The 19,229-nt window shown below is 33.6% G+C and carries 13 protein-coding genes; 9 read left to right on the top strand and 4 right to left on the bottom strand.

Annotated elements, in window-relative coordinates:
- The first annotated feature begins 10 nt into the window (after window positions 1-10).
- Window positions 11-1,192 (top strand): 3,4-dihydroxy-2-butanone-4-phosphate synthase, encoded by a 1,182-nt coding sequence (gene ribB / locus IDG66_RS01935; protein WP_001159035.1) that lies wholly within the window; start codon window positions 11-13, stop codon window positions 1,190-1,192.
- 12 nt (window positions 1,193-1,204) lie between these two features.
- The gene (gene ribH / locus IDG66_RS01930; RefSeq protein WP_001008549.1) at window positions 1,205-1,669 is read left to right on the top strand and encodes a 6,7-dimethyl-8-ribityllumazine synthase; all 465 of its coding nucleotides are present in this window, start codon (window positions 1,205-1,207) and stop codon (window positions 1,667-1,669) included.
- Window positions 1,670-1,790: 121 nt separating this feature from the next.
- Here the strand turns inward: ribH and IDG66_RS01925 are convergent, their stop codons facing one another.
- Complete coding sequence (locus tag IDG66_RS01925) at window positions 1,791-2,792, bottom strand: proline dehydrogenase family protein (protein WP_001196354.1); 1,002 nt, start codon at window positions 2,790-2,792, stop codon at window positions 1,791-1,793.
- Between the two features lie 111 nt (window positions 2,793-2,903).
- Between IDG66_RS01925 and IDG66_RS01920 the strand changes: the two genes are divergently transcribed.
- The 3 genes from IDG66_RS01920 (at window position 2,904) to IDG66_RS01910 (ending at window position 4,828) form a co-directional block, all read left to right on the top strand.
- Complete coding sequence (locus IDG66_RS01920; protein ID WP_001790712.1) at window positions 2,904-3,023, top strand: hypothetical protein; 120 nt, start codon at window positions 2,904-2,906, stop codon at window positions 3,021-3,023.
- Window positions 3,024-3,025: 2 nt separating this feature from the next.
- Window positions 3,026-3,853 carry an alpha/beta fold hydrolase gene (locus IDG66_RS01915; protein ID WP_000266096.1) on the top strand — a complete coding sequence of 276 codons (828 nt, stop codon included), beginning with the start codon at window positions 3,026-3,028 and terminating at the stop codon, window positions 3,851-3,853.
- 573 nt (window positions 3,854-4,426) lie between these two features.
- A complete protein-coding gene (locus IDG66_RS01910; protein ID WP_000757543.1) occupies window positions 4,427-4,828 on the top strand; it encodes a transcriptional regulator, SarA/Rot family in 402 nt (133 codons plus the stop codon).
- A gap of 119 nt (window positions 4,829-4,947) precedes the next feature.
- Here IDG66_RS01910 and mnmM read toward each other — a convergent pair whose 3' ends face one another.
- The gene (gene mnmM / locus IDG66_RS01905) at window positions 4,948-5,511 is read right to left on the bottom strand and encodes a tRNA 5-(aminomethyl)-2-thiouridylate-methyltransferase MnmM (protein WP_000764419.1); all 564 of its coding nucleotides are present in this window, start codon (window positions 5,509-5,511) and stop codon (window positions 4,948-4,950) included.
- Window positions 5,508-6,461: a tRNA modification radical SAM protein MnmL/YtqA gene (gene mnmL, locus IDG66_RS01900; protein WP_000526539.1), complete on the bottom strand. Its 954-nt coding sequence runs from the start codon at window positions 6,459-6,461 to the stop codon at window positions 5,508-5,510. The genes mnmM and mnmL overlap by 4 nt, the downstream gene beginning before the upstream one ends.
- A 109-nt stretch (window positions 6,462-6,570) precedes the next feature.
- Between mnmL and IDG66_RS01895 the strand changes: the two genes are divergently transcribed.
- The 4 genes from IDG66_RS01895 to sasC all read left to right on the top strand — a co-directional run bounded on the left by IDG66_RS01895 (window position 6,571) and on the right by sasC (window position 17,682).
- Window positions 6,571-7,752, top strand: a complete 1,182-nt coding sequence (locus IDG66_RS01895; RefSeq protein ID WP_001025071.1) for an MDR family MFS transporter — start codon at window positions 6,571-6,573, stop codon at window positions 7,750-7,752.
- A gap of 287 nt (window positions 7,753-8,039) precedes the next feature.
- On the top strand, window positions 8,040-10,463 hold the full coding sequence (gene leuS / locus IDG66_RS01890) for a leucine--tRNA ligase (protein ID WP_001789004.1): 2,424 nt from the start codon (window positions 8,040-8,042) through the stop codon (window positions 10,461-10,463).
- A gap of 21 nt (window positions 10,464-10,484) precedes the next feature.
- Complete coding sequence (locus IDG66_RS01885; RefSeq protein WP_000836465.1) at window positions 10,485-10,796, top strand: rhodanese-like domain-containing protein; 312 nt, start codon at window positions 10,485-10,487, stop codon at window positions 10,794-10,796.
- Window positions 10,797-11,121: 325 nt separating this feature from the next.
- Complete coding sequence (sasC, locus tag IDG66_RS01880) at window positions 11,122-17,682, top strand: LPXTG-anchored aggregation protein SasC (protein ID WP_001050541.1); 6,561 nt, start codon at window positions 11,122-11,124, stop codon at window positions 17,680-17,682.
- Between the two features lie 116 nt (window positions 17,683-17,798).
- Here sasC and IDG66_RS01875 read toward each other — a convergent pair whose 3' ends face one another.
- The gene (locus IDG66_RS01875) at window positions 17,799-19,067 is read right to left on the bottom strand and encodes a BaiN/RdsA family NAD(P)/FAD-dependent oxidoreductase (RefSeq protein ID WP_000285019.1); all 1,269 of its coding nucleotides are present in this window, start codon (window positions 19,065-19,067) and stop codon (window positions 17,799-17,801) included.
- Window positions 19,068-19,229 lie beyond the last annotated feature (162 nt).

Here is a 19,229-nt window from a genome sequence, read left to right as displayed (position 1 = left end):
GAGGGGTAGCATGCAATTCGATAATATTGACAGTGCTTTAATGGCTTTAAAAAATGGAGAAACAATTATTGTAGTAGATGATGAGAATCGTGAAAATGAAGGTGATTTAGTAGCGGTCACTGAATGGATGAACGATAATACCATTAATTTTATGGCGAAAGAAGCAAGGGGATTAATATGCGCACCAGTGTCTAAAGATATTGCACAACGTTTGGATTTGGTACAAATGGTTGATGATAACTCCGACATCTTTGGTACGCAATTTACAGTAAGTATTGATCATGTAGATACAACAACAGGAATTAGTGCTTATGAACGTACATTGACTGCCAAAAAGCTCATTGATCCTAGTAGTGAAGCTAAAGATTTTAATCGTCCTGGTCATTTATTTCCATTAGTAGCACAAGATAAAGGCGTATTAGCTAGAAATGGACACACAGAAGCGGCTGTTGATTTAGCTAAACTTACTGGTGCCAAGCCCGCTGGTGTCATTTGTGAGATTATGAATGATGACGGCACGATGGCGAAAGGACAAGATTTACAAAAGTTTAAAGAAAAACATCAATTAAAGATGATTACGATTGATGATTTAATTGAATATCGTAAAAAATTAGAACCAGAAATTGAATTTAAGGCAAAAGTGAAAATGCCTACAGATTTCGGAACATTTGATATGTATGGTTTTAAAGCGACTTACACAGATGAAGAGATAGTTGTACTGACAAAAGGTGCAATTCGACAACATGAAAATGTACGCTTACATTCTGCGTGCCTTACAGGCGATATTTTCCATAGTCAACGTTGTGATTGTGGTGCTCAACTTGAATCGTCTATGAAGTATATCAATGAACATGGTGGCATGATTATTTATCTACCTCAAGAAGGTCGTGGCATAGGATTGTTAAACAAATTACGCGCATATGAATTAATTGAGCAAGGATATGATACAGTAACTGCAAATTTAGCATTAGGTTTTGATGAAGATTTGCGAGATTATCATATTGCTGCACAGATTTTAAAATATTTTAACATCGAACATATCAATTTATTAAGTAATAATCCAAGTAAATTTGAGGGATTAAAACAATATGGCATTGATATTGCAGAAAGAATTGAAGTTATCGTACCAGAAACGGTACATAATCATGATTATATGGAAACGAAAAAAATAAAAATGGGTCATTTAATATAGGAGGATTTTAACATGAATTTTGAAGGTAAATTAATTGGAAAAGATTTGAAAGTTGCAATCGTAGTTAGTCGATTTAATGATTTTATCACTGGAAGATTACTTGAAGGTGCAAAAGATACTTTGATTCGACATGATGTTAATGAAGACAATATTGATGTAGCATTTGTGCCAGGTGCGTTTGAAATTCCTTTAGTAGCTAAAAAATTAGCCTCATCAGGAAATTATGATGCAATAATTACATTAGGATGCGTAATTCGCGGTGCTACGTCTCATTATGATTATGTTTGTAATGAAGTCGCGAAAGGTGTTTCTAAAGTAAATGATCAAACTAATGTACCAGTCATATTTGGTATTTTAACGACTGAAAGTATTGAACAAGCTGTGGAAAGAGCAGGTACGAAAGCTGGTAATAAAGGTGCCGAAGCAGCAGTAAGTGCAATTGAAATGGCTAATTTATTAAAATCTATAAAAGCATAGAGCACTGTTGTGAGTTCATAATCAAAGATTTATAAATGTTTCAGAACTGCCAATATAACATTTAGGAGCCTAGAACATTGATTATTGTTCCAGACTCCTAAATTATTGTTTATGTCTTGCTCTATTTACGGCATAATTTTTTAATTGTACTTAAACCTAACATAACTGTAGCTCCTAAAGCTGCAATTATGCCAACACGTTTTAAGCCAGCAGGTTTCACAAATTCTTTTACAGCAAGAGATAGGTTTTGTGGGCGTTCTGCTAATCTTCTCATAAAATACGCAAACCAATCATCGCCATAAGGTACATAAATAGTGAAATTATAGCCTTCATTTGCGATTTCTTCTGCTAACTCTGATCTAAAACCATAGAGCATTTGGAATTCCATACGATCTTTTTCAATGTGATTTTCTTTCATAAATTGTTTTACATGATTAATGATGCGATGGTCATGTGTTGCAATTGAAGTGAAATTGCGTGCGTTTAACAAACGTTGTTCAATTATTTTGATGTAATTTGCATCTACGTCTTCCTTAGATTGAAATGCAATTGATTCGTTTTCTTTATATGCACCTTTAACCAAACGTAATCGTAAATCTTGGTACTTATCAACTAATTCATGGCTATCGTATAAATATGCTTGAATTACAGTACCAACATTTCTAAATTCGCCTTTTAATCGATCTAAAACTTGAACAATTTGTTGCAGGCTAGCATATTTTTCAGTATCAATATTTATATGCATATTGTTGTAAGTATTTGCTTTAAGTAAAATCTCTCTTAAATTTTGGTAAGCTAATTCTAAGTCGAATTCTGCACCTAACTGACTCAATTTAACAGACATATGTGCCTTTACGCCATGTTGATGAAGCGCGTCCATAATTGTTAAAATTTGTTCTTTAGCATGATTACTTTCTTCAACTGTACCGACAAATTCCCCTAAATTGTCTACTGTAACAGCGATATTCTTGTCATTTAAGTATTCGATTGTATTAATTAACTCTGGAATTGTATTTCCGGCAACGACTTTATTGGCGCCCAAACGTGGGCCCACTTTTTTTGCTGCGTTGTTTAAAAAACTATTATTAGATAATCCGATAAAAAAATTCTTTAATAGTGCCATTGCTACTCCTCCAAACCCTTGTGTTTACAATAAGTTTAGCATGAAAAAAATATTCGAGAAAGCGTTTTCATAAAAAACAATCAAAAATAATTATGTATAATTACACTATCATTGATGTTGATTTCATTTATATATAATAATATGGACAACAATAATACTATAAATAGAAATCTACATAGTGAATTTGCTATAATTATGTTATTGAAGATTAATGAAAAAGGGGCAGTATAATAATGTGGAAGTGGGAAGCTGAAAATGATGCGAAAGGCGTCGTTGTTATTGCTCATAATATATTAGAACATACGGGAAGATATGCATATGTTATTACGATGTTAAGAAGAAATGGCTATCATGTGATTATGGGAGATTTGCCTGGTCAAGGTCAAACTTCAAGAGCTAATAAAGGACAAATTGAAAACTTTCAAACGTATCACGAAAGTTTGCTAGACTGGTTAAAGATAGCTAATGAATATAAAATTCCTACTTATGTATTAGGGGTAGGACTTGGCGGTTTGATTTTATTAAATTTACTTGAAAAAGTAGAATTGCCAATCGAGGGGATGATGTTAATTTCTCCTATGCTAGAACTTCAAAAGAATGGAAAAAATCGTAAAGATAAACTTGTTTCAAATATAGGTAAAATTTCAAAAGACACACGTTTTAATGTTGGTGTAGAACCAAAAGATTTAACACGTAATTTAGAAATTGTTGAAGAAACAGTTAACGATGGTTTAATGTTAAAAAAAGCAACGTATCATTGGTATAATACAATTAATGAGACGATGAAAGATACGATGGCTCATATTCATGACATTCAACCAATGCCAACGCTATTAATGTATGGAACGAAGGATTTAATTGTTGATACTAGGGCAATTGATGAGTTTAAAGAAAAATATCAAACACCTGAATTATATTTTAAAGCTTGGCAAGGTTTTTACCACGAGGTTCACAATGAGCCAGAACGCGATGAAGTAATGCGTTATATTCTGACTTTCTTAAATAACAGCGTCAATACAATGGGCTTTATTGTTGAAGATGACGAAATTGTAGAAATTTAATATTCTAAAAAGATGAGACAGTAGATGCTCATCTTTTTTTTAGAACTTTTTTAAGGTTGAGAATGTATATCACATTTTATACACATTTGATTTGTAAGAAATGTTTTGATTTATACAAATCATATCTTGAAAAATAACCAATTTAGCCTCATTCGGTTTGATTTAATTTGTTAAATTTAAGGCTAACTAATTAATTTAGTTTAATCAATTTTCATGAGAGTTATATGTAATAAAAATTCAATGCGTATCTTTTTTGAAGAAATATATGTAGAATTGTTGCAATTTAATGGTAATATTGATATATTTTCTTTGTATATAAATTATAAAATTAATATGTAATAGAGTGATTTGTTTTATGTACTATTATCTTATTTCTAAATATTAACTCTATTGATTATTGGTTTTTATACTTATTTAATTTTATTCAACTTTGACAATTGAATAGAAAGCAAGTTTATTTACACTTGTAGTTTTATGCATAAGTTAGCACATACAAGTTTCGGGATTGTTGGGATGTTTGTTAATACTTGTATGGTAGCTAAATATGTGATTATTAATTGGGAGATGTTTAGCATGAAAAAAGTAAATAACGACACTGTATTTGGGATTTTGCAATTAGAAACACTTTTGGGTGACATTAACTCAATTTTCAGCGAGATTGAAAGCGAATACAAAATGTCTAGAGAAGAAATTTTAATTTTACTAACTTTATGGCAAAAAGGTTCTATGACGCTTAAAGAAATGGACAGATTTGTTGAAGTTAAACCGTATAAGCGTACGAGAACGTATAATAATTTAGTTGAATTAGAATGGATTTACAAAGAGCGTCCTGTTGACGATGAAAGAACAGTTATTATTCATTTTAATGAAAAGTTACAACAAGAGAAAGTAGAGTTGTTGAATTTCATCAGTGATGCGATTGCAAGTAGAGCAACAGCAATGCAAAATAGTTTAAACGCAATTATTGCTGTGTAAGTTTAATAGCATAAAAAGAGGTTTTCATTAAGTTGAAAACCTCTTTTTGTTGTTGGTATTAATTTTTCAAATGTTGACTACTCAATCCTAAATTATAAATAGTATAGCGCAGCAAATGCTTAAGAAATTTTTTCTATGGCACAAATGAATGGAGCATGATTACGTTGGTTTAAAAATTGATATTGCAAAACTTGCGCATGCTTTTGATCTAAAGTACTCAAGTAATCAAGCAATGCATGCTTCTCAATTTGTCCTTCGCTATGACCATGATATATAACAAGTACAATAATACCTTCAATTGACATTAATGATAGCAATGAATTAATAGCTTGGATTGTCGTGTCAGGCTTTGTCACGATAGATTTATCACCTTTAGGCAAATAACCTAGGTTAAAGATGGCTGCATCAATATGACCTTTATGTGCATCATTTATATGATGTTCAATATTTTCATGTCCATCTTTTATTAAAGAAACATGATTGAAATCCTTAACTTTATCACGTGTATTTTCCAAAGCTAAATCTTGAATGTCGAAACCATAAACATGTCCTTCTGGTACTTGTTCGGCTAAAAATAAAGTGTCATTGCCGTTACCGCAAGTTGCGTCTACAACAATACTTTCTGGTGTTATATGTTGTTTAATAAGTGTTTTTGAAAAAGGGAGTATACGTTCTAATTTCATTGCTTCACCTTAGACTTGTAACGCAAGCCTTGATATGAATTTCTACGTGCTAATTCAGCATCGATGCCATTTAATACTTCCCATTTATTAACACTCCACATTGGACCGACCATGATATCTATTGGACCATCACCGGTAATTCGGTGAACGATCATTTCAGGGGGAATCACTTCTAATTGGTCCACAACTAGGTTTGTGTACTCTTCTTGAGTCATAAAAGTTAATAAACCTTTATCGTATTGTTTTACCATCGGTGTACCTTTTAACAAATGAAGTAAATGAATTTTAATACCTTGTACATCCATTTGTGCAACTTCTTTGGCAGTAGCCATCATCATGTCATAGTCTTCGCCAGGTAAGCCATTAATGATGTGTGTACATACATTGATATTATGCTTACGTAATTTTGCCACACCATCATAATAAGTTTTCATATCATGGGCACGATTGATTAAATCAGATGTTGATTGATGGATTGTTTGTAGTCCTAATTCAACCCATAAGTATGTTCGTTGATTCAAATCTGCTAAATATTCGACAACATCGTCTGGTAGACAGTCAGGACGCGTACCAATAGATAATCCTACAACACCCGGTTCTTTAAGTACAGGTTCGAATTTTTCTTTTAATACTTCAACTGGCGCATGTGTATTTGTAAATGCCTGAAAATAAGCAATATATTTTCCTTCGTGCCATTTCTCATGCATCTTTTCTTTAATTTCTTTAAATTGTACTGCGATTGAATCTGCACGATTACCTGCAAAGTCTCCGCTACCTGCAGCAGAACAAAATGTACATCCACCATGTGCTACAGTGCCATCGCGGTTAGGACAGTCAAACCCGCCATCCAATGCAACTTTAAATATTTTTTGTCCAAATTTATTTTTTAAATGGTAATTCCATGTGTGATAACGTTTGTTTTCAAAAGCGTATTGGAAATGATTGCCCATATGTCATTTTCCTTTCTATAAAAAAAGAGTTCTAAGTACAGATTTTAACATATTTTAATGTTATAGTGTTTATTATAGTTTGACAAAAAAGAGAGAGGAACTATGAAATATGAATATACCTAAATCAGTCTGGTGGCTAGTAATTGGCATGGCGTTAAATATTACTGGTTCCAGTTTTTTGTGGCCTTTAAATACAATTTATATGAAACAAGAACTTGGAAAAAGTTTAACTGTTGCTGGTTTAGTGCTAATGATAAATTCATTTGGCATGGTTATTGGAAACTTATTAGGTGGTTCACTATTTGATAAATTAGGTGGATACAAGACGATTTTAATTGGAACTTTCACTTGTCTTTGTAGTACAACGCTACTTAATTTCTTTCACGGGTGGCCTTGGTATGCTGTATGGCTTGTAATGTTAGGGTTTGGTGGCGGAATGATTATTCCTGCGATATACGCTATGGCTGGAGCAGTGTGGCCAAATGGCGGAAGACAAACGTTTAATGCGATATACTTAGCGCAAAATATTGGTGTGGCTGTCGGTGCTGCAATGGGCGGCTTTGTCGCAGAATTTAGCTTTAACTATATCTTTTTAGCCAATCTTATTATGTATGTTGTGTTTGCGCTTGTCGCGGTAACGCAATTTAATATTGAAATTAATGCGAAAGTTAAATATCCAACTCAATTAGATATTACTGGTAAAAAGAATAAAGCAAGATTTATTTCATTAGTACTAATTTGTGCAATGTTTGCAATTTGTTGGGTTGCATATATTCAATGGGAGTCTACAATCGCTTCATTTACACAATCTATTAATATTTCAATGGCACAATATAGTGTTTTATGGACAATTAACGGAATAATGATTTTAGTAGCACAACCATTAATTAAACCGATTCTCTATCTGTTAAAAGGAAACTTAAAGAAGCAAATGTTTGTCGGCATCATCATTTTTATGTTGTCGTTCTTTGTCACGAGTTTTGCCGAAAACTTTACAATATTTGTTGTCGGTATGATTATTTTAACTTTTGGAGAAATGTTTGTATGGCCAGCAGTTCCAACTATAGCCAATCAGTTAGCGCCAGATGGTAAGCAAGGACAGTACCAAGGTTTTGTGAATTCAGCTGCTACAGTAGGAAAAGCATTTGGTCCATTTCTTGGTGGTGTATTAGTTGATGCGTTTAATATGCGCATGATGTTTATCGGTATGATGCTACTACTTGTATTTGCATTAATATTATTAATGGTTTTCAAGGAGAATAATACGCAACCTAAAAAAATAGATGCATAATGAGTAAATAGAATTAACGTTATAGACTTGAAATAAATGTCGTTATAACATAATATTAATTTGTATAATTTAATTTCGTTTGGAGCTTTTCTACAGAAAGCTAGTGATGCTGAGAGCTAGTGTTAAGGACTAAATGTAAATCGTATTAATTTTAAATTGAATGAATGACATCTCTTACTATTAAAATGAGTGCACAATTTTTGTGAAATAGGGTGGTAACGCGGCAAATGTCGTCCCTATGTAAATAGAATAGTTAGAGGTGTCTTTTTTATTGAATAGGAGGAAATGTGTTGAATTACAACCACAATCAAATTGAAAAGAAATGGCAAGACTATTGGGACGAAAATAAAACATTTAAAACAAATGATAACTTAGGTCAAAAGAAATTTTATGCTTTAGACATGTTTCCATATCCATCAGGTGCTGGTTTACATGTTGGACATCCTGAGGGCTATACAGCAACAGATATCATTTCAAGATATAAAAGAATGCAAGGATATAATGTATTACATCCGATGGGGTGGGATGCATTCGGATTACCAGCAGAGCAATATGCTTTAGACACTGGCAACGACCCACGTGAATTTACAAAGAAAAATATCCAAACTTTTAAACGACAAATTAAAGAATTAGGGTTCAGTTATGATTGGGATCGTGAAGTTAATACAACAGATCCAGAATACTATAAATGGACACAGTGGATTTTCATACAGTTATATAACAAAGGTTTAGCATACGTTGATGAAGTTGCAGTTAACTGGTGTCCAGCATTAGGCACTGTTTTATCTAACGAAGAAGTGATTGATGGTGTCTCTGAACGTGGTGGACATCCAGTTTATCGTAAGCCGATGAAACAATGGGTACTTAAAATCACAGAATATGCAGATCAATTATTAGCAGATTTAGATGATTTAGATTGGCCTGAATCTTTAAAAGATATGCAGCGCAATTGGATTGGACGTTCTGAAGGGGCCAAAGTTTCATTTGATGTAGATAATACGGAAGCGGAAGGAAAAGTAGAAGTATTTACGACTAGACCAGATACAATCTATGGTGCATCATTCTTAGTCTTAAGTCCTGAACATGCATTAGTTAATTCAATTACAACTGATGAATATAAAGAAAAAGTAAAAGCTTATCAAACAGAAGCTTCTAAAAAGTCAGATTTAGAACGTACAGATTTAGCAAAAGATAAATCAGGTGTGTTTACTGGTGCATATGCAATTAATCCTTTATCTGGTGAAAAAGTACAAATTTGGATTGCTGATTATGTATTATCAACATATGGTACTGGAGCAATTATGGCAGTACCAGCGCATGATGACAGAGATTATGAATTTGCTAAAAAGTTTGATTTGCCAATCATTGAAGTCATCGAAGGTGGAAATGTTGAAGAAGCAGCATACACTGGTGAAGGTAAACATATTAATTCTGGTGAACTTGATGGTTTAGAAAATGAAGCGGCAATTACTAAAGCTATTCAATTATTAGAGCAAAAAGGTGCTGGCGAAAAGAAAGTTAATTACAAATTAAGAGATTGGTTATTCAGTCGTCAGCGTTATTGGGGCGAACCAATTCCTGTCATTCATTGGGAAGATGGAACAATGACAACTGTTCCTGAAGAAGAGCTACCATTGTTGTTACCTGAAACAGATGAAATCAAGCCATCAGGGACTGGTGAGTCTCCACTAGCTAATATTGATTCATTTGTAAATGTTGTAGATGAAAAAACAGGTATGAAAGGACGTCGTGAAACAAATACAATGCCACAATGGGCAGGTAGTTGTTGGTATTATTTACGTTACATCGATCCTAAAAATGAAAATATGTTAGCAGATCCTGAAAAATTAAAACATTGGTTACCTGTTGATTTATATATCGGTGGAGTAGAACATGCGGTTCTTCACTTATTATATGCAAGATTTTGGCATAAAGTCCTTTATGATTTGGGTATCGTACCTACTAAAGAACCTTTCCAAAAATTATTTAACCAAGGTATGATTTTAGGAGAAGGTAATGAGAAGATGAGTAAATCTAAAGGAAATGTAATCAATCCTGATGATATAGTACAGTCTCATGGTGCAGATACTTTACGTCTTTACGAAATGTTTATGGGACCTTTAGATGCTGCAATTGCATGGAGTGAAAAAGGATTAGATGGGTCTCGTCGATTCTTAGATCGCGTATGGCGTTTAATGGTAAATGAAGATGGAACATTGAGTTCAAAAATTGTAACTACAAATAATAAATCTTTAGATAAAGTTTATAACCAAACTGTTAAAAAGGTAACAGAAGACTTTGAAACATTAGGATTTAATACTGCTATTAGTCAATTAATGGTATTTATTAATGAGTGTTATAAAGTTGATGAAGTTTATAAACCTTACATTGAAGGCTTCGTTAAAATGTTAGCACCTATTGCACCACATATCGGTGAAGAATTATGGTCAAAATTAGGACATGAAGAGTCTATTACGTACCAACCTTGGCCAACTTATGACGAAGCACTACTTGTAGATGATGAAGTAGAAATCGTTGTTCAAGTAAATGGTAAATTGAGAGCTAAAATTAAAATTGCTAAAGATACATCAAAAGAAGAAATGCAAGAAATTGCCTTATCTAATGACAATGTTAAAGCGAGTATTGAAGGTAAAGACATCATGAAAGTCATCGCTGTTCCTCAAAAATTAGTCAATATTGTAGCTAAATAATGTTTTAAGGAGGACTTTGAAATGAAGTCAATTACTACAGATGAATTAAAAAACAAACTTTTAGAATCTAAACCAGTTCAAATTGTTGATGTTCGTACTGACGAAGAAACAGCAATGGGATATATTCCTAATGCAAAGTTGATTCCAATGGATACCATTCCGGATAATTTAAATTCATTTAATAAAAATGAAATATATTATATTGTATGTGCTGGTGGAGTTCGAAGCGCTAAAGTTGTAGAATATTTAGAGGCAAATGGCATTGATGCCGTAAATGTCGAAGGCGGCATGCACGCATGGGGCGATGAAGGTTTGGAAATAAAAAGTATTTAAAGTAGTGACATAATTTAAAATAATATTACATTTGTAATGACACCAAGTAACGTTTCGGTTGCTTGGTGTTTTTTGGTATGAATTACTTTCTGTTACAAAACAATCTAAAGCGTTCTTGTTATGTTTTATTAAGATTTTAATTACAAAACGGAAACTAAATTGTAATAAAATAAAACTTTATTTTATAAAATGATGATGATAAAATCGAGTGAACTTAAAATATTGTACAAAATAATATAGCTATAAACATAATGTGAGGGAGCGTATATTTTTAGCATAATTCTTAACAACACAGCAGAGAACAGACAACCAGGAGGAAAATGAAATGAATTTGTTAAAGAAAAATAAATATAGTATTAGGAAGTATAAAGTAGGCATATTCTCTACTTTAATCGGAACAGTTTTATTACTTTCAAACCCAAATGGTGCACAAGCCTTAACTACGGATAATAATGTACAAAGCGATACTAATCAAGCAACACCTGTAAATTCACAAGATAAAGATGTTGCTAATAATAGAGGTTTAGCAAATAGTGCGCAGAATACACCTAATCAATCTGCAACAACCAATCAAGCAACGAATCAAGCATTGGTTAATCATAATAATGGTAGTATAGTAAATCAAGCTACGCCAACATCAGTGCAATCAAGTACGCCTTCAGCACAAAACAATAATCATACAGATGGCAATACAACAGCAACTGAGACAGTGTCAAACGCTAATAATAATGATGTAGCGTCGAATAATACCACATTAAATGTACCAAATAAAACAAATGAAAATGGTTCAGGAGGACATCTAACTTTAAAGGAAATTCAAGAAGATGTTCGTCATTCTTCAGATAAACCAGAGCTAGTTGCAATTGCTGAACCAGCATCTAATAGACCGAAAAAGAGAAGTAGACGTGCGGCACCGGCAGATCCTAATGCAACTCCAGCAGATCCAGGGGCTGCAGCGGCAGGAAACGGTGGTGCACCAGTTGCAATTACAGCGCCATACACGCCTACAACTGATCCTAATGCCAATAATGCAGGACAAAATGCACCTAACGAAGTGCTGTCATTTGATGACAATAGTATTAGACCAAGTACCAACCGTTCTGTACCATCAGTAACAGTTGTTGATAATTTACCAGGCTTTACACTTATCAATGGTGGTAAAGTAGGTGTGCTAAGTCATGCGATGGTTAGAACAAGTATGTTTGAGGCTGGGAGCAACAGAACCTATCAGGCACAAGGCAATGTACTTGCATTAGGACGTATAAGCGGGACGGACGCTAGTAATCATGGAGATTTTAATGGTATTGAAAAATCTTTAACAGTAAATCCAAATTCTGAATTAATCTTTGAATTTAATACAATGCCAACTAAAAATGGTCAAGGCGCAACAAATGTTATTATCAAAAATGCTGATACTAATGATACGATTGCTGAAAAGACTGTTGAAGGCGGTCCAACTTTGCGTTTATTTAAAGTACCTGATAATGTGAGAAATCTCAAAATTCAATTTGTACCTAAAAATGACGCAATAACAGATGCGCGTGGCATTTATCAACTAAAAGATGGTTACAAATACTATAGCTTTGTTGACTCTATCGGACTTCATTCTGGGTCACATGTTTATGTTGAAAGACGAACAATGGAACCCACAGCAACGAATAATAAAGAATTTACAGTTACAACATCACTAAAAAATAATGGTAATTCTGGTGCTTCTTTAGACACAGATGAATTTGTTTATAAAATTCAATTACCTGAAGGGGTAGAATATGTGAACAATTCATTGACTAAAGATTTTCCAAGTAACAATTCAGGCGTTGATGTTAATGATATGAATGTTACATATGATGCGGCGAATCGAGTGATAACAATTAAAAGCACTGGTGGTGGCACAACGAATTCACCTGCACGACTAATGCCTGATAAAATATTGGATTTAAAGTATAAGTTGCGTGTTAATAATGTACCGACACCAAGAACAGTAACATTTAATGATACATTAACGTATAAAACATATACACAAGATTTCATTAATTCAGCTGCAGAAAGTCATACTGTAAGTACAAATCCATATACTATCGATATCATCATGAATAAAGATGCATTACAAGCCGAAGTTGACAGACGTATTCAACAAGCTGATTATACATTTGCATCATTAGATATCTTTAATGATCTTAAAAAACGTGCACAAACAATTTTAGCTGAAAATCGTAACAATGTACCATTAAATAAAAGAGTATCTCAAGCAGATATTGATACATTAACTAATCAGATGCAACATACTTTAATTCGAAGTGTTGATGCTGAAAATGCAGTAAATCAAAAAGCTGATCAAATGGAAGATTTAGTTAATCAAAATGATGAACTGACAGATGAAGAAAAACAAGCAGCAATACAAGTTATCGAGGAACATAAAGGCAATATTATTGGTGATATTGGTGATCAAACGACTGATGATGGCGTTACTAGAATCAAAGATCAAGGTATACAGACCTTAAGTGGGGATACTGCAACACCGGTTGTTAAACCAAATGCTAAAAAAGCAATACGTGATAAAGCAACGAAACAAAGGGAAATTATCAATGCAACACCAGATGCTACTGAAGACGAGATTCAAGATGCAATAAATCAATTAGCTACGGATGAAACAGATGCTATTGATAATGTTACGAATGCTACTACAAATGCTGACGTTGAAACAGCTAAAAATAATGGCATCAATACTATTGGATCAGTTGTTCCTCAAGTGACACATAAACAAGCTGCAAGAGATGCAATTAACCAAGCAACAGCAACGAAAAGACAACAAATAAATAGTAATAGAGAAGCAACTCAGGAAGAGAAAAATGCAGCATTGAACGAATTAACTCAAGCAACCAACCATGCTTTAGAACAAATCAATCAAGCAACAACAAATGCTGATGTTGATAACGCCAAAGGAGATGGTCTAAATGCCATTAATCCAATTGCTCCTGTAACTGTTGTTAAGCAAGCTGCAAGGGATGCCGTATCACATGATGCACAACAACATATCGCAGAGATCAATGCTAATCCTGATGCGACTCAAGAAGAAAGACAAGCAGCAATTGACAAAGTGAATGCTGCTGTAACTGCAGCAAACACAAACATTTTAAACGCTAATACCAATGCTGAAGTGGAACAAGTGAAGACAAATGCGATACAAGGAATACAAGCAATTACACCAGCTACAAAGGTAAAAACAGATGCAAAAAATGCCATCGATAAAAGTGCGGAAACGCAACATAATACGATATTTAATAATAATGATGCGACGCTCGAAGAACAACAAGCAGCACAACAATTACTTGATCAAGCTGTAGCCACAGCGAAGCAAAATATTAATGCAGCAGATACGAATCAAGAAGTTGCACAAGCAAAAGATCAGGGCACACAAAATATAGTAGTGATTCAACCGGCAACACAAGTTAAAACGGATGCTCGCAATGTTGTAAATGATAAAGCGCGAGAGGCGATAACAAATATCAATGCTACACCTGGCGCGACTCGAGAAGAGAAACAAGAAGCGATAAATCGTGTCAATACACTTAAAAATAGAGCATTAACTGATATTGGTGTGACATCTACTACTGCGATGGTCAATAGTATTAGAGACGATGCAGTCAATCAAATCGGCGCAGTTCAACCGCATGTAACGAAGAAACAAACTGCTACAGGTGTATTAAATGATTTAGCAACTGCTAAAAAGCAAGAAATTAATCAAAACACAAATGCAACAACTGAAGAAAAGCAAGTGGCTTTAAATCAAGTGGATCAAGAGTTAGCAACGGCAATTAATAATATAAATCAAGCTGATACAAATGCGGAAGTAGATCAAGCGCAACAATTAGGTACAAAAGCAATTAATGCGATTCAGCCAAATATTGTTAAAAAACCTGCAGCATTAGCACAAATCAATCAGCATTATAATGCTAAATTAGCTGAAATCAATGCTACACCAGATGCAACGAATGATGAGAAAAATGCTGCGATCAATACTTTAAATCAAGACAGACAACAAGCTATTGAAAGTATTAAACAAGCTAACACAAATGCAGAAGTAGACCAAGCTGCGACAGTAGCAGAGAATAATATCGATGCTGTTCAAGTTGACGTAGTAAAAAAACAAGCAGCGCGAGATAAAATCACTGCTGAAGTGGCGAAGCGTATTGAAGCGGTTAAACAAACACCTAATGCAACTGACGAAGAAAAGCAGGCTGCTGTTAATCAAATCAATCAACTTAAAGATCAAGCATTTAATCAAATTAATCAAAACCAAACAAATGATCAGGTAGACACAACTACAAATCAAGCGTTAAATGCTATAGATAATGTTGAAGCTGAAGTAGTAATTAAACCAAAGGCAATTGCAGATATTGAAAAAGCTGTTAAAGAAAAGCAACAGCAAATTGATAATAGTCTTGATTCAACAGATAATGAGAAAGAAGTTGCTTCACAAGCATTAGCTAAAGAAAAAGAAAAAGCACTTGCAGCTATTGACCAAGCTCAAACGAATAGTCAGGTGAATCAAGCAGCAACAAATGGTGTATCAGCGATTAAAATTATTCAACCTGAAACAAAAGTTAAACCAGCTGCACGTGAAAAAATCAATCAAAAAGCGAATGAATTACGTGCTAAGATTAATCAGGATAAAGAAGCAACAGCAGAAGAAAGACAAGTAGCACTAGATAAAATCAATGAATTTGTAAATCAAGCCATGACAGATATTACGAATAATAGAACAAATCAACAAGTTGATGATACAACAAGTCAAGCGCTTGATAGCATTGCTTTAGTAGCGCCTGAACATATTGTTAGAGCAGCTGCTAGAGATGCAGTAAAGCAACAATATGAGGCTAAAAAGCAAGAAATAGAGCAAGCTGAACATGCGACTGATGAAGAAAAACAAGTTGCTTTAAATCAATTAGCGAATAATAAAAAACTTGCATTACAAAACATCAATCAAGCAGTAACGAATAATGATGTGAAACGTGTTGAAACAAATGGCATTGCTACACTAAAAGGTGTACAACCTCATATTGTAATTAAGCCTGAAGCACAACAAGCAATAAAAGCAAGTGCAGAAAATCAAGTAGAATCAATAAAAGATACACCACATGCAACAGTTGATGAATTAGATGAAGCGAATCAATTAATTAGCGACACACTCAAACAAGCGCAACAAGAAATAGAAAATACAAATCAAGATGCTGCTGTTACTGATGTTAGAAATCAAACAATCAAGGCAATTGAGCAAATAAAACCTAAAGTAAGACGTAAACGAGCTGCGCTTGATAGCATTGAAGAAAATAATAAAAATCAACTCGATGCAATCCGAAATACGTTGGATACTACTCAAGATGAAAGAGATGTTGCTATTGATACTTTAAATAAAATTGTAAATACAATTAAAAATGACATTGCACAAAACAAAACGAATGCAGAAGTGGATCGAACTGAGACTGATGGCAACGACAACATCAAAGTGATTTTACCTAAAGTTCAAGTTAAACCAGCAGCGCGTCAATCTGTTGGTGTAAAAGCCGAAGCTCAAAATGCACTAATCGATCAAAGCGATTTATCAACTGAAGAAGAAAGACTAGCTGCTAAACATTTAGTAGAACAAGCACTTAATCAGGCTATTGATCAGATCAATCATGCAGATAAGACTGCCCAAGTTAATCAAGATAGTATAGATGCTCAAAATATTATTTCAAAAATTAAACCAGCGACAACAGTTAAAGCAACAGCATTACAACAAATTCAAAATATCGCTACAAATAAAATTAATTTAATTAAAGCAAATAACGAAGCGACAGATGAAGAACAAAATATTGCAATAGCACAAGTTGAAAAAGAGTTAATTAAAGCTAAACAACAAATTGCTAGTGCAGTGACTAATGCTGATGTGGCATATTTATTGCATGATGAGAAAAACGAAATTCGTGAAATCGAACCTGTTATTAGCAGAAAGGCGTCTGCTCGAGAACAATTGACAACATTATTCAACGATAAAAAACAAGCAATTGAAGCGAATATTCAAGCAACGGTAGAAGAAAGAAATAGTATATTAGCACAGTTACAAAATATTTATGACACTGCTATTGGACAAATTGATCAAGATCGTAGCAATGCACAAGTTGATAAAACAGCATCATTAAATCTACAAACAATACATGATTTAGATGTACATCCTATTAAAAAGCCAGATGCTGAAAAAACGATTAATGATGATCTTGCACGCGTCACTGCTTTAGTGCAAAATTATCGAAAAGTAAGTGATCGTAATAAGGCTGATGCATTAAAAGCTATAACTGCTTTAAAATTACAAATGGATGAAGAATTAAAAACAGCACGCACTAATGCTGATGTTGATGCAGTTTTAAAACGATTTAATGTTGCATTAAGCGATATAGAAGCAGTAATTACTGAAAAAGAAAATAGCTTACTGCGCATTGATAACATTGCTCAACAAACATATGCGAAATTCAAAGCGATCGCAACACCAGAACAATTAGCTAAAGTAAAAGTATTAATTGATCAATATGTTGCAGATGGCAATAGAATGATTGATGAAGATGCGACATTAAATGACATCAAACAACATACGCAATTCATTGTTGATGAAATTTTAGCAATTAAATTACCAGCTGAAGCGATGAAAGTATCACCAAAAGTAATTCAGCCAGCTCCAAAAGTTTGTACGCCTATTAAAAAAGAAGAGACACATGAATCGCGCAAAGTTGAAAAAGAACTTCCAAATACAGGTTCTGAAGAAATGGATTTACCATTGAAAGAATTTGCACTGATTACAGGTGCGGCTTTGTTAGCTAGAAGACGTACTAAAAACGAAAAAGAATCATAATTAACGAAATGACCTTAATATAACGACACTTTTTAGTGACTCAGTTATATTAAGGTCATTTTTAATTGAATGAAAAAGTTGATCTACTAAAGAGAATCGAACCAAATTTTATACTATTATTCCATTGATGCATGTGAGTAATGTCCGGCATATAATCCAGCGACATGTCCTGTTACGAGTGCACTTGTAATATTATAACCACCAGTATAACCATGTATATCTAATACTTCACCACATAAAAATAATCCCGGAACTAATTTAGACATCATTGTTTTAGGTTGAATTTCTTTAAGTGACACACCACCACCTGTGACAAATGCCTTATCTATAGGTAATGTCCCGTTCACCTTAAATACAAACCCTTTAAACATATTTACTAAGTCGTTCAATTGTTGATTTGATAAGTGATGTGATGTGGTATTTTCATCGATTCCTGCTTGTTCCAGCATGAACAGTAAGTAGCGCTCTTCAATTAGACCATGCAAACTGTTTTTAATGATTTTATCTGGTGTGTCCGATAATAATGATGTGATGTGTTGTTTTAATTGTTCATGGTTTAATTCAGGAAATGCATCGATTGCCATAGAAATGTGCTGTGTCTTTTGATTTTTTTGTTCTTTATAAACAAACTGACTACATCTTAATGCAGCTGGACCACTGATACCAAAATGAGTAAATAACATATCCATTTGATGACTGATGCGTTTTTTACCATTTTTCTTAAGTACTGACAATTCAACATCTTTTAAACTTAAACCTTTTAGACGATTGGATTTGATGAAAGGTTCAGCTGATGTAATTGGAACTTCGGTCGGGAATAACTCAGTAATGGTATGACCTAAATCTTGTGCGAACTTATAACCATCACCAGTTGAACCAGTTTGAGGGACACTTGTACCACCTGTAGCAATCACTAGCGAATGGCTTTCATAACTATTATTTTGAGTATGTACAGTGAAAGTTTGGTCTGTATTAACTTCGATTCTACTAACAGCTTCTTCTTCTTTAATCGTTACATGTTGGCGTTCGATAGTTGTCACTAATGTATCAACCACGTCTTGTGCTTTGTTGGAAACTGGAAACATACGCCCGTGATCTTCTTCTTTTAATTTAACACCCCTAGACTCAAAAAAATCTATGATGGATTCATTATCAAAAATTGAAAAGGGACTATATAAAAATTTCCCATTTCCAGGAATGTTCTTAATAATTTCAGCATATGGTAATCGATTAGTTACGTTACATCTACCGCCACCAGATATTTTGAGTTTACGACCTAGACCTTTCTTTTTTTCAATGAGTAACACACTGCTACTTTGTTCGCTTGCAGCTACTGCCGCCATTAAGCCGCTAGGTCCGCCTCCGATAATAATTGTTTGATACATATACGCTTCCTCCAAATTTGTTACTGGACATTCAATTGCTATTTTATAGTACTTTTTTAAACTTTGCTATATCTCTTGTGTTATGAGATGACAATTATGTTGAATATATTTATAATGTGAACTTCATAAAAAATGAAGATGTATGTGTATGATAAGAATGAT

This window comes from Staphylococcus sp. EG-SA-18, assembly GCF_017151825.1.
Classification (GTDB): Bacteria; Bacillota; Bacilli; order Staphylococcales; family Staphylococcaceae; genus Staphylococcus; species Staphylococcus aureus.
Note: the sequence above shows the minus strand (reverse complement) of the source record. Positions and strands in the feature narration are given on the sequence as shown.